This is a genomic window from Aestuariibius insulae, from assembly GCF_040783535.2.
GTDB classification, from domain to species: Bacteria; Pseudomonadota; Alphaproteobacteria; order Rhodobacterales; family Rhodobacteraceae; genus Aestuariibius; species Aestuariibius insulae.
Genome location: NZ_JBFONW020000006.1, coordinates 147289 through 158720, shown reverse-complemented (window position 1 = coordinate 158720; position 11432 = coordinate 147289). Strand labels below are relative to the sequence as shown.

13 protein-coding genes are annotated in these 11432 nt (G+C 63.3%); 7 read left to right on the top strand and 6 right to left on the bottom strand.

All coding sequences use genetic code 11. The annotated features are described in order from the left end of the window. The first annotated feature begins 108 nt into the window (after positions 1-108). The gene (locus AAD018_RS16545; RefSeq protein ID WP_367315736.1) at positions 109-783 is read left to right on the top strand and encodes an HAD-IA family hydrolase; all 675 of its coding nucleotides are present in this window, start codon (positions 109-111) and stop codon (positions 781-783) included. Here the strand turns inward: AAD018_RS16545 and AAD018_RS16540 are convergent. Beyond that, positions 768-1967 carry a class I SAM-dependent methyltransferase gene (locus AAD018_RS16540; protein WP_367315737.1) on the bottom strand — a complete coding sequence of 400 codons (1200 nt, stop codon included), beginning with the start codon at positions 1965-1967 and terminating at the stop codon, positions 768-770. The two genes, AAD018_RS16545 and AAD018_RS16540, sit on opposite strands and share 16 nt — an antisense overlap. 167 nt (positions 1968-2134) lie before the next feature. Between AAD018_RS16540 and aspS the strand changes: the two genes are divergently transcribed. The 3 genes from aspS (at position 2135) to AAD018_RS16525 (ending at position 6585) form a co-directional block, all read left to right on the top strand. Beyond that, the gene (gene aspS, locus AAD018_RS16535; RefSeq protein ID WP_367315738.1) at positions 2135-3913 is read left to right on the top strand and encodes an aspartate--tRNA ligase; all 1779 of its coding nucleotides are present in this window, start codon (positions 2135-2137) and stop codon (positions 3911-3913) included. 72 nt (positions 3914-3985) lie between these two features. Further along, positions 3986-5365 (top strand): DUF1800 domain-containing protein, encoded by a 1380-nt coding sequence (locus tag AAD018_RS16530; protein ID WP_367315739.1) that lies wholly within the window; start codon positions 3986-3988, stop codon positions 5363-5365. Between the two features lie 2 nt (positions 5366-5367). Further along, a complete protein-coding gene (locus AAD018_RS16525) occupies positions 5368-6585 on the top strand; it encodes a DUF1501 domain-containing protein (protein ID WP_367315740.1) in 1218 nt (405 codons plus the stop codon). Positions 6586-6591: 6 nt separating this feature from the next. Here AAD018_RS16525 and AAD018_RS16520 read toward each other — a convergent pair whose 3' ends face one another. Continuing rightward, the gene (locus tag AAD018_RS16520; protein WP_367315741.1) at positions 6592-7308 is read right to left on the bottom strand and encodes a response regulator transcription factor; all 717 of its coding nucleotides are present in this window, start codon (positions 7306-7308) and stop codon (positions 6592-6594) included. Between the two features lie 132 nt (positions 7309-7440). On the opposite strand from AAD018_RS16520, the gene mce reads away from it, so the two are divergent. Beyond that, positions 7441-7845 (top strand): methylmalonyl-CoA epimerase, encoded by a 405-nt coding sequence (gene mce, locus AAD018_RS16515; protein ID WP_367315742.1) that lies wholly within the window; start codon positions 7441-7443, stop codon positions 7843-7845. 57 nt (positions 7846-7902) lie between these two features. Next, positions 7903-8187 (top strand): DUF1467 family protein, encoded by a 285-nt coding sequence (locus AAD018_RS16510; RefSeq protein WP_367315743.1) that lies wholly within the window; start codon positions 7903-7905, stop codon positions 8185-8187. Here the strand turns inward: AAD018_RS16510 and AAD018_RS16505 are convergent. The 3 genes from AAD018_RS16505 to AAD018_RS16495 all read right to left on the bottom strand — a co-directional run bounded on the left by AAD018_RS16505 (position 8184) and on the right by AAD018_RS16495 (position 9793). Next, the gene (locus tag AAD018_RS16505; protein WP_367315744.1) at positions 8184-8879 is read right to left on the bottom strand and encodes an EI24 domain-containing protein; all 696 of its coding nucleotides are present in this window, start codon (positions 8877-8879) and stop codon (positions 8184-8186) included. The genes AAD018_RS16510 and AAD018_RS16505 overlap by 4 nt on opposite strands. After that, complete coding sequence (locus AAD018_RS16500; RefSeq protein ID WP_367315745.1) at positions 8876-9454, bottom strand: nitroreductase family protein; 579 nt, start codon at positions 9452-9454, stop codon at positions 8876-8878. The genes AAD018_RS16505 and AAD018_RS16500 overlap by 4 nt, the downstream gene beginning before the upstream one ends. Before the next feature lie 99 nt (positions 9455-9553). Continuing rightward, entirely contained in the window at positions 9554-9793 is a 240-nt protein-coding gene (locus tag AAD018_RS16495) for a hypothetical protein (RefSeq protein ID WP_367315746.1), read from the bottom strand. Between the two features lie 107 nt (positions 9794-9900). On the opposite strand from AAD018_RS16495, the gene AAD018_RS16490 reads away from it, so the two are divergent. Next, positions 9901-10647, top strand: a complete 747-nt coding sequence (locus tag AAD018_RS16490; protein ID WP_412005316.1) for a M48 family metalloprotease — start codon at positions 9901-9903, stop codon at positions 10645-10647. 15 nt (positions 10648-10662) lie between these two features. Here the strand turns inward: AAD018_RS16490 and trhA are convergent, their stop codons facing one another. Next, a complete protein-coding gene (gene trhA / locus AAD018_RS16485) occupies positions 10663-11310 on the bottom strand; it encodes a PAQR family membrane homeostasis protein TrhA (protein WP_367315748.1) in 648 nt (215 codons plus the stop codon). Between the last annotated feature and the right edge of the window lie 122 nt (positions 11311-11432).

Here is an 11432-nt window from a genome sequence, read left to right as displayed (position 1 = left end):
CTCCCGATTGGCATAGATGAAGTCCATGCGGATTTGCGCCGCGATCCCGGAACAGGCGTTACAATCCCGAGTTCTCATTAAGACATCAATCGGTGAAAGGTGGAAACGATGACCCACAAAGCTCTTTTCTTCGGTGCGATCGGTACCCTCGCAGAAACCTCAGACATGCAGCGACGGGCGTTCAATGCCGCTTTCGACGAGGCCGGGCTCAGCTGGAACTGGGGCGAGACGGAATATCGCGAGCTCTTGAAGACGCCGGGCGGAAAGCGGCGCGTCCGGGATTATGCCGACGCACGCTCGCAAAGTGTCGATGCCGATGAAATCCACGCGCGCAAGGTCGCTCATTTCAAGCGGATCGTCGGTGAAGAAGGCCTTCAGCCGCGCGAAGGGGTGCTCGCCTTGATCGATGCCGCCAAGCGGGGCGGGCTCAAACTGGGCTTCGTGACCTCGACGGGTCAGGAGCAGATCGATCTCATCCTGAGCAATCTAGGTGGGATCGACGCCGCCGATTTCGACTATATCGGCGAGCGCGGGAAGGTTGAGAACAGCAAGCCTGCACCCGACATCTACCAGGACGCACTCCAAGCTTTGTCCCTCAAGGCCGAGGACGCGCTCGCGATCGAGGATACGCCCGAAAGCGCTGAGGCTGCCCTTGCAGCCGGGATCGATTGCGTGGCCTTCCCCGGCGGGGATGCGCGAGGCCGCAACTTCCCCGAAGGCACGATCATCCCGGACGGACCGTTGGGGCCAGAGTTGCTGAACCAGCCTCAGGCCGCTGAATAAAGGTAGTCGCGCGTCGCTGGCACAGCGGACTTGTCGCGCACCAACTGGCACTGAAGCACGGCCAGCCGGTCGATTAGGAACCCCAGTTCTGCCGCGGTGAGATAGTAGCGCCACATCCGGCAGAACCGCTCGTCATAGAGGGTTCGCGCCTCATCGATCCGGGCGACGAACCGCGTCTGCCAATGCGCCAGCGTCTGCGCATAATGGCCGCGCAGCACCTCGAGATCCGCGAACATCAGCCCACTTCCCTCCACCGCTTCGGCGATATGACTTGTGGAGGGAAGATAACCGCCCGGAAAAACGTACTTTCGGATCCAGGGGCTGGTCGCACGCGGAGCGGTCAGATTTCCAATCGTATGGACAAGCGCCACGCCGCCTTCCGCGAGACTATCGTGAATATGGGAGAAGTAGGTGCCATATTGGGGTCGCCCGACATGTTCGAACATCCCGACCGACACGATACGATCGAATGTCTCTGTCACGTCGCGATAATCCATCAGCCGGATGTCGATCCGGTCCGCCAGGCCCGCCTCCTCGACGCGGCGCCGAGCGATCGCATGTTGCTCCTCGCTCAATGTTACGCCAGTAACGTGCGCTCCGTAATCACGCGCGAGCGTCAGCGCCATGCCGCCCCATCCACACCCGATATCCAGCACCCGGTCGCCATCCCTCACGCCCAGCTTGCGGGCAATGTGATGCTTCTTGGCCTCCTGCGCTGCCTCCAGCGTCATGCCCGGATCGCGAAAATAAGCGCAGGAATACTGCCGGTCCTCGTCCAGAAATAGATCGTAAAGATCCGACGACAGATCGTAATGATGCGCCACGTTGTCCTTGGATCTCAGCGGTGAAAAGCGGTCGATCAGCGGCTGCACAGGCCCCGCCAGTCGGTTGCGCCAGCGCATCAGACCATCATATCGCAAGGCCGAGCGGCTATGCATCACCAGCTGCAGGAACCCGCGCAGATCGTCCTGCGCGATGCTCACCCGGCCGTCCATATAGGCTTCGCCGATTGCGATATCAGGCGACAGCAGGATCTTGCGCGGCAAATGCGGATCGCTGAACGTGATCCGGATCGGCTCTGACGGATCGCCGTATCGGGCGATATGTCCGTCTGCATACGTGATCTCGAGAGCGCCGCCCTGGATGAAGCTGCGCATCACGGTGTCAAACGCCCGCGTCCACATAGGCCGCCGTCCTTTCTATAAATTCCATGCCGATCGTCCTGTCCGGCAGGCCGAAGATGATTGTCGGCGTTGGCAGGGATTTGTCCAGAGACCGGATCGGCTTGACTTTGCCGATGCAAGACGGTGTTAGGGGCCGCGATCCGCACTGACCCCCGAGGAGGTCCTACATGCATCCCTACCGCACCCATAGCTGCGCAGATCTGACCAAGGACAATGTCGGCGATACCGTGCGTCTCTCCGGCTGGGTGCACCGCGTGCGGGATCACGGCGGCGTCCTCTTCATCGATCTGCGCGACCATTACGGCATGACGCAGCTCATCTGCGATCCGGATTCGCCGGTGTTTGCCGAGGTCGAAAAGGTCCGCTCCGAATGGTGCATCCGCATTGACGGCGAGGTGAAGGCCCGCGACGAGAGCCTCATCAATTCCAAGATCCCGACCGGAGAGATCGAGGTCTTTGTCCGCGATATCGAGGTTCTGGGCCGCGCCGAAGAGCTTCCGCTCATGGTCTTCGGCGATCAGGAATATCCCGAGGAAACCCGCCTGCGGCACCGCTACCTCGACCTGCGCCGCGAGGTCATGCAGCGCAACATGATCCTGCGCTCGGACGTCGTGGCCTCGATCCGCAAACGTATGTGGGACCAGAACTTCCGCGAATTTCAAACGCCGATCATTACCGCGTCCTCCCCCGAAGGCGCGCGCGACTTCCTCGTGCCCTCGCGCCTGCATCCCGGCAAGTTCTACGCGCTTCCCCAAGCGCCGCAGCAGTTCAAACAGCTCATCATGGTGTCGGGCTTCGACAAATATTTCCAGATTGCGCCCTGTTTCCGCGACGAGGATCCCCGCGCCGACCGCTCGCCCACCGATTTCTACCAGCTCGACATGGAGATGAGCTTCGTCACCCAACAGGACGTCTTCGACACGATCCAGCCAGTCATCGCTGGCATCTTCGAGGAATTCGGCGGCGGCCGGAAAGTCGATACCGACTGGCCTCAGATCAGCTACCGCGACGCCGCGCTCTGGTACGGCACCGACAAGCCCGACCTGCGCAACCCGATCAAGATGCAGATCGTCAGCGATCACTTCCGCGGCTCGGGCTTTGCGATCTTCGCCAAACTGCTCGAGCAGGACGGCACCGAGATCCGCGCCATCCCCGCCCCCGGCGGCGGCTCGCGCAAGTTCTGCGACCGGATGAACAGCTACGCTCAAAGCCAGGGCCTGCCGGGGATGGGGTATATCTTCTGGCGAGAGGGCTCTGACGGTATGGAAGCCGCAGGCCCCCTCGCCAAGAATATCGGCCCCGAGCGCACTGAGGAAATCCGCCAGCAGCTCGGTCTCGGCGTGGGCGACGCCGCTTTCTTCCTCGGCGGCAAACCTTCTGCCTTTGAGGCTGTCGCAGGCCGCGCCCGCACCGTCATCGGCGACGAGCTCAACCTCACTGACAAAGACCGCTTCGCCTTCGCCTGGATCGTGGACTTCCCGATCTACGAAAAGGACGCCGAGACCGGCGCGATCGACTTCGAACACAACCCCTTCTCAATGCCTCAAGGCGGGATGGAGGCGCTGGACGGCGATCCGCTTGATGTGCTCGGCTTCCAATACGACCTCGCCTGCAACGGCTACGAGCTGGTTTCCGGCGCGATCCGGAACCACCGACCCGAGATCATGTACCGCGCCTTCGAGATTGCGGGCTATGGCAAAGAGGAGGTGAACAAGCGCTTCGGCGGGATGGTCACCGCCTTCCAATACGGCGCGCCTCCCCATGGCGGCTGCGCGGCAGGGATCGACCGGATCGTGATGCTTCTGGCGGATGAGGACAATATCCGCGAGGTCATCATGTTCCCGATGAATCAGCAGGCACAGGACCTCATGATGGACGCTCCGTCCGATCCGCTGCCCGAGCAATTGCGCGAGCTCTCGCTCAGAGTCCTGCCCAAAGAGGACTGACCTCTTGCCGCAGGGGTGTTTTGAGCGGCCCCGAGCCCTTATACTCAAGGTCTGACATCTTCAGAGGATGCCATGCCGTTCACATCCCATCTTGCGTCGATCCGGTTCGGAACCGGATTGTCGCCCCGGATCGCGCCGCCCGCTTCGCCGGACGAGATGGTGCGTCTTCTGACGGGTCCCGACCGTATTGGCGAGGCGATCCCGATGCCGACTTTCCTCACCGTCGATCCGTCCCTCCTTGATTACAAACGCGCCACACAGGCCCGCAACCGCGTCCGGGGCACGCCCGAGGAAGAGGCCGCTCACGAGGCGATGCGCGCCCTTCAGCGGCAGGCACGCCGCAGGCAGCGGGACTTCCTGATGCGCCGAATGGCGCGGGCGGCAACGACGGAGGACGGGTTGAGGGAACGGCTCGAACGCTTCTGGGCCGATCATTTCACCGTCAAATCGAGCGGGCCGATGTCCGCACATCTGGTCGCGGTGTTTGCCGAAGAGGCGATCCGCCCGCATGTGACGGGTCGATTTTCGGACATGCTGCGCGCGGCGATGACCCATCCGATGATGCTGTCCTATCTCGATCAGAACCGGTCCTTTGGACCGAACAGCCAACGCGCCAAGCGGCGCGGCGGCGGCCTGAACGAGAATCTCGCCCGCGAACTGCTCGAGTTGCATACGCTGGGGGTGGACGGGCCCTACGGGCAATCCGACGTTCGGCAACTCGCCGAACTTCTCACCGGGATGGCCTTCACTCAGGAAGAGGGCTTCGTCTACCGCACGAATTTCGTCGAACCCGGCGCCGAGACGGTTCTGGGCAGCTCCTACGGAGGCGGCGCCCCCTCGGTCGATCACGTGTTCGAAGCCTTGGACGATCTCGCCCGCCATCCGGCCACCGCCCGCCACCTATCGGAAAAGATGGCGCGCCACTTCGTCTCGGATGAGCCAAGCGAGGATCTGGTCCAGACCCTGACCGCCGCGTTTCGGGATACTGAGGGTGATCTTCTGGTCATGACCGCCCAGCTTCTGGAGCATCCCGACGCCTGGTCGCCGGAGCTGAAAAAGGTCAAGCCGCCGCGCGATTTCATGGAAAGCACGCTGCGGGCTCTCGGCGTAAGGGCCGCGGATCTGACCGCGCTGGACCGCAAGCCTGTGGATCAGATCTTCGCCGGTCCCATGCAGGTCATGGGCCAGTCGATAGCAGGACCTTCCGGCCCGGATGGCTGGCCCGAGGATCCAGCGTCCTGGATCACGCCCCAAGGTATGGCGGGCCGGATCGGATGGTCCATGAAGGCTCCGTCCCAGGTGACAGACGCGCTGCCCGACCCGCGCGATTTTGTCAGGACCGCCCTTGGCCAGCAGGCCAGCGAGGCGGTCGTCTTTGCTGCCGGAGCCGCCGAAACCCCCGCCGAGGGGATCGGGATCGTCCTGTCTTCCCCCGATTTCCAGAGGAGATAAACATGGATCGTCGCCATTTTCTCAGCTCTGGACTGGCCTTAGGATGCTCAGCCGCCGCAAGCCCGCTTCTGGCACCAATGGCGCTGGCCTCTGCCCCGTGGGATGCGCGCCTTGTTGTCATCATCCTGCGCGGCGGCATGGACGGGATCGACGTGATCCGCCCTTACGGAGACCAGGCCTTCTACCGCACGCGCGGCGATCTGACCCGCGATGCGGTCGAGGATGGCGGCGATCTGGGCGGCTTTTTCGCGCTGCATCCCGCCCTCATGTCGCTCTATCCGCTTTGGCAGGCCGGGGAGTTCGGCGCGATGCACGCGGTCTCAACGCCCTACCGTGACAAGCGCAGTCATTTCGACGGGCAGGACATGCTCGAGGCGGGAACCGATCAGCTCCCCGGCCCGCGCGGTCGTGACGGCTGGCTGAACCGCATGCTCCAGACCGTTCCCGGCGTCGAGAGCGAGACGACCTTCGCCATCGGGCGCGAGGACCTGATCGTTACCTCCGGAGACGCTCCGATCTCGCGCTGGTCGCCAGATGCGCAGCTGTCCCTGTCTCCGCAGGCCAGAACGCTGCTCGAGTTGGTTTACGAGAATGATCCGCTCTTTCACGCAGCCTCCAGCGATGCGATCGCCATAGCTGAACAGCTCAAGATCGACAGCGAGGCCGAAACCTCCGCTAGCGAGATGATGATGAGCGATCCGATGATGGAGCAGATCAAGCCCAATAGCGGACATGTCAAAGTCGCGCGCTTTGCCGCGAACCGCCTTCGGGGATCCACGCGGGTCGCTGCGTTCTCGCTCAATGGCTGGGACACGCATTTCAACCAGGCCAAAAGCCTGCCGCGTGCGCTGTCCCGGCTCAGCGATACGATCCTCACGCTCAAGGCAGGCTTGGGTCCCGTCTGGGACAAGACAGCGGTTCTTGCTCTGACCGAGTTCGGCCGCACCGCCAAGCAGAACGGCACGGGCGGAACCGATCATGGGACGGGCGGCGCGATGCTCTTTGCTGGAGGCGCCGTGCGCGGCGGTCAGATCCTCGGCGACTGGCCGGGGCTGAACCTGCCCGATCTCTATGCAGGCCGCGATCTCATGCCGACCCGCGACGTGCGCGCCGGGGCGGCTTGGGCGATGCGCGGGCTGTTCGGGCTCGATCGCGCCGTGCTCGAAGACGCGATCTTCCCGGGGCTCGATCTGGGTCCCGACCTCAAGCTGATCGCCTAACCCCCGTCAGATCACCTTCGAGTCCGACAGTTTAGATTGCACAACATGCGACAGCGCCTCTACGGCACCCATCTCGGACAGGCCTTGCCTGCGCGCGGCGGCGAGATCGGCCAGCGCATCGCCCATCGGCCGGTCCTGAGCGCTTTGCGCGATGCTGTCGAGGAACTGCCTGAGATAGGCGATTGTCTCCGGATCGCAGCGTGTCGACAGCAGGTTGGCGGCATGGGCCATGTCGTCACTCATCGCGATTGGATCGGGTATGATCTCCTCCTCGCCCAGTAAACGAGGCCCCGGCGGGCAGAATGCATCCGGCAGATGCTCTAGGATCGCCTGCTGAAATTCCGCAAGGCGCGCGATGGGCTTGGCAATGAAGCCGTCAGCGCCCGCCTCAATCGCCGAAGCGCGCGCCGCTTCGTCCCCGCTCGAACCCAGGATCACCGGGATCCGCGCCGCTTCCGCATGAAGGCTAGCGATCAGCGAGGCGCCGGAGCCGTCCGGCAGCCCCTCGTCGATGATCGCAACCGTTGGGCGATAGACCTTGAGATGCCGCTGCGCCGAAGACAGGCTGTCCGCGCGCCGGATCCGCGCCCCGCTTCGGATCGACAGCAGACGCAGCGCCTCGCAGGCGAACCGGCTGTCTTCCACGACAAGGATAGTCACGCCCAGCAGTGGTCGCTCCCGTGTCGGGGGTCGGTGGATCATGAAGTCGTTCAGATCGTCCATCGTAGCAGCCTCCCTCAGAGTTGCGACCTTTCTAAGGGAATCATACCTAACCGGGGGTTAACGTCGCACCGCCCTTGCGTCCGCCGGACGGGCGGGCGAAAACCCGGCCAGCCATTCGCCAAGGGATCCGCCATGATCGGTCGCCTCAACCATGTCGCCATCGCCGTCCCCGATCTGGAGGCCGCCGCCGCTCAATACCGCGGCGCGCTGGGCGCCGATGTCGGCGCGCCTCAGGACGAACCGGATCACGGCGTCACAGTCATCTTCATCGACCTGCCCAACACCAAGATCGAGCTTCTCTATCCCCTCGGGGAGGCCAGCCCGATCCAGGGGTTTCTCGACAAGAACCCGTCCGGCGGGATCCACCATATCTGCTACGAGGTCGACGACATCGCGGCCGCCCGCGACAAGCTCATGGCCGATGGCGCGCGCATTCTCGGCACCGGCGAGCCCAAGATCGGCGCCCACGGCAAACCGGTCCTCTTTCTACACCCGAAGGATTTCAACGGCTGCCTGATCGAGCTTGAAGAAATCTGACATCCCCCCTCCCGTTTCCGTGCCGCCAGGGCGGGGAACGCTCAACAAGGTCACATCATGGGTCCTGTCTCTGCCCTCGTCCTCTTTGCGGTCATCTGGTTCATGATCCTCTTCATTGTCCTGCCGCTCAACCTGCGGACCCAGGGCGATGACGGAGAGATTGTGCCCGGCACCCATGCCTCCGCGCCGTCCGATCCTCAGCTTGGACGCAAGGCCAGGATCGTCACGATCTGGGCCCTCCTTGTCTGGGCGGTCGTGGCAGGCGTCATCTGGTCGGGCATGATCACCGTGCGCGACTTCGACTGGTTCAACCGGATGTCCACGCCCGAAGTCTCGAACTAGGCCATATCGCCGGCCACCCGGTGATAGAGATGCGTGAACGTCGCGGCCCCCAGCACCGGAATGAACAGATTGACGATCGGGATCGTTAGCGGGATCGCCATGAGGATCCCGGCAATCCAGATCTGTCCGGAATGCACCCGCCTGAGCGTCCGCGCCTCGGCGTCCGAATGCCGCCTGCGCGCGACCAGCGTGAAATATTCCCGCCCCAGCAGATATCCATTGGTCCCGTACAGGATGAAGGGCGCAAAGGGCGCGAAGATCAGGCAAAGAATAACAGCCACCACGTTCACAGCGACAAGAACGCCTAGAAAATTTACCGTGTCGCGCAGATCATCGGCAAAACGCGAGCCCGGAGCAGGGGGCAAATGCGGATAATACTCCTCCTCCACCGCGCGGGCGACATCGCCCAGAAAGAACGAGGTAATCGCCGAGGCGACAGGGATCATCAGAAAGATCGACGCGATCAGCATGAAGGCGACCGACCCCCAGGACAGGAACTCGCCGACCCAAGTGACCTCTCCGACAAATGGAAGCGTCGTGGTCTCGCCGGTCAGCCATTCGATCAAACCCAGCAGAGCCGCGAAGACCGCCACAAAAAGAGCAACCGTCAGACCAAGGCCCAGCAAAAGAACACGCCGGAACCTCGGATCGAAAAGCTGCCCCAGTGCGCGGCTAAAATCCGTTACAATCATTCGGTCATCCAGGTGGTGATCGCCGCAAGATCGGGACGTGGCCGCTCGGGCGGGGCAGTCGTCTCGGTTCCAAGATGGATCAGGCCCGCAACCGTCTCGCCGGGCGCAAGCCCCAATCCCTGCTGGACGAATTCCGGATCATGCGACGGCCAGCCTGACAGCCAGTTCGCCCCCCAGCCCGCGGCAAGCGCGGCGTTGAGCAGCGAAAGGCACACAGCCCCCGCGCTCAGGATCTGCTCGATTTCCGGGATCTTGGGCGATGGCTTGGGAGAGGCGATGACGGCCACCGCCAGATCGGCATTGCCGTATTGCGCCGCCGCCTTCGCGATGTCCTCCGGATCCCGCGAAAGCGCGGCGCCGCGCCTCTCGACCAAACCGGCCAGACGGACCAGCGCTGGTTTCTCGAGCACGATGAATCGCCAGGGCTCCAGTTTGCCGTGATCGGGCGTGCGCGCTGCCGCGGTCAGGATCGGGTCCAGCGCCTCCCGGTCCGGAACCGGCGGGCGCAGCGTCTTGGCCGGCCGCGACCGGCGGGACAGCAGGAAATCAAGGGCGGCGGGGTTGGCGTCTGGCATCGGATCCTCACATCTGGACCCCAGATGTAGAGCCTCAGCCTCGCAATGTTCAGGGCCGTGGCAAAGATTTCCCGGAAAGTGCGCCCATCCGGTGACCGCTCATTCCCTGGGCCGCACGATCCGGTAGACCCCCTCGGGCAGATCCAGCGCTGCCGACAGATCCCGAAGCTGCGTCATGGAAAGCGTGATCGTCACCGTCTCGTTGCGCCGGGTATCGAATTGCTCGAGCGTCACGCAATCCTCAAAGGCGTTGATCGCCACATCCTCCTTCAAAGGGGTTCCCCCCTCGTCGACGAGCGTGATCACCGTGGCGTCGAAATCGTGTTCGATCGTAAACATGGACCCAACCCTATCCGGCCACAGCACAGATGCAACAACGTGCTTCTGACCGCTGGTCTGTCCGGCTGAAGGTGCTAGACTCCCTTCTCGAGACATCGGAGCGCATGATGAAGACATCCTGGATCGCGGGCCTTGTGGGCCTCTTTTTTCTGGCCTCTTGCAGCCCGGTCGTCGTCACCACGACCGCTCCCGGTGGCGCGGCGCCTCAACCGGCGCCCAGCCAGTCCACACGCGTCGTCCAGCCGCAGGCGGACCGGATCGACAGCCAAACGGCCGCGCGTAATTTCGTGGCGGTGGTCCGCCGGGTCGAACCGGTGGCAGAGGCGGTCTGCCGCCAGCAGGCGCCCCGCTCGAACTGCGACTTCCAGATCGTCGTCGATGACCGCCCCGGCATTCCGGCCAATGCCCTTCAGACCCTCGATCGCAACGGGCGTCCGATCATCGTCTTCACGCTTCCTCTGATCGCCGACACACGCAATCAGGACGAGATCGCCTTCATCATGAGCCACGAAGCCGCCCACCACATCCGCGGCCATCTGGCCCGCCAGCGGCAGGCGGCGAATTTGGGCGCCGAGGTGTTCGGGCGTCTGGCCAGCTCGCTCGGCGACAGCGGCAATGCCGTCCGCACCGCGCAGCAGCTCGGCGCGGCGGTCGGGGCGCGCAGTTTCTCCAAAGAGTTCGAACTTGAGGCCGACGAGCTAGGCACGCGGATCGCCGCGCGCGCAGGCTACGATCCGCTGCGAGGCGCAGCCTTCTTCGCGCGGATCCCCGATCCCGGCGACCGGTTCCTGGGGACACACCCGCCCAATGCCGACCGGGTCCGGATCGTGCAGCAGACCGCAGCGCAGCTCTAAAGATCAAAGCTTTCGTCAGGCGAGGGCGCCGACACTGATCGCGGCAAAGAAACAGCCCGACCCGGCCAGCACGAAACTGTGCCAGATCGCCTGTGAGAACCGCATATCCGGATTGGCATAGACCCAGACCCCGGCGCTGTAGATCAAGCCGCCCGCGACGACGAGGATCGCGGCGGCCAGCGGCAATGACTGGAACATCGCCCAGATCAGCAGGACGCTCATCCAGCCAAGCGCGAGATAGATCTTGGAATGTCCGGTCGCGGGGTTGCGCCAGAAATAGATCTTGCGCGCCGCTCCAAAAAGGGCGAGCGCCCAGACCACCCCGAGGACGACATAGCTGAAGACGCTGCCGATCAGAACGACCAACGGCGTATAGGTCCCTGCGATCTTAAGGAAAATCGTCGCATGATCGTAGCGCCGGAAGGTCGGGCGCAGGTTTTCCCACGGGGTCATGTGATAGAGGCCAGAGGCGATGAACGCCGCGATGATCGCTGTCGCATAGATCGCAATCCCCGCCAGCTCTTCGCCGGACAGATGAGCCCAGCCGAGCGCCACAAGCAGGATCACCCCTGTGATACTCCCTACTATGCCAAGTGCATGAACAATCCCGTCTGCAATACGATCAGGCCGGGGATAGGCGGGATAGACATCGTGAAGCGGCATAAACTCTCCGGCGAAAACACAAGGTAAGACTACCCCTTACGCCTTAAGATAAGATGACCCCGCCGCAGGGCCAACGGCATTCGGCGCCTCTCAAGATCACATCGGCGAAATCGCCAGGAAAT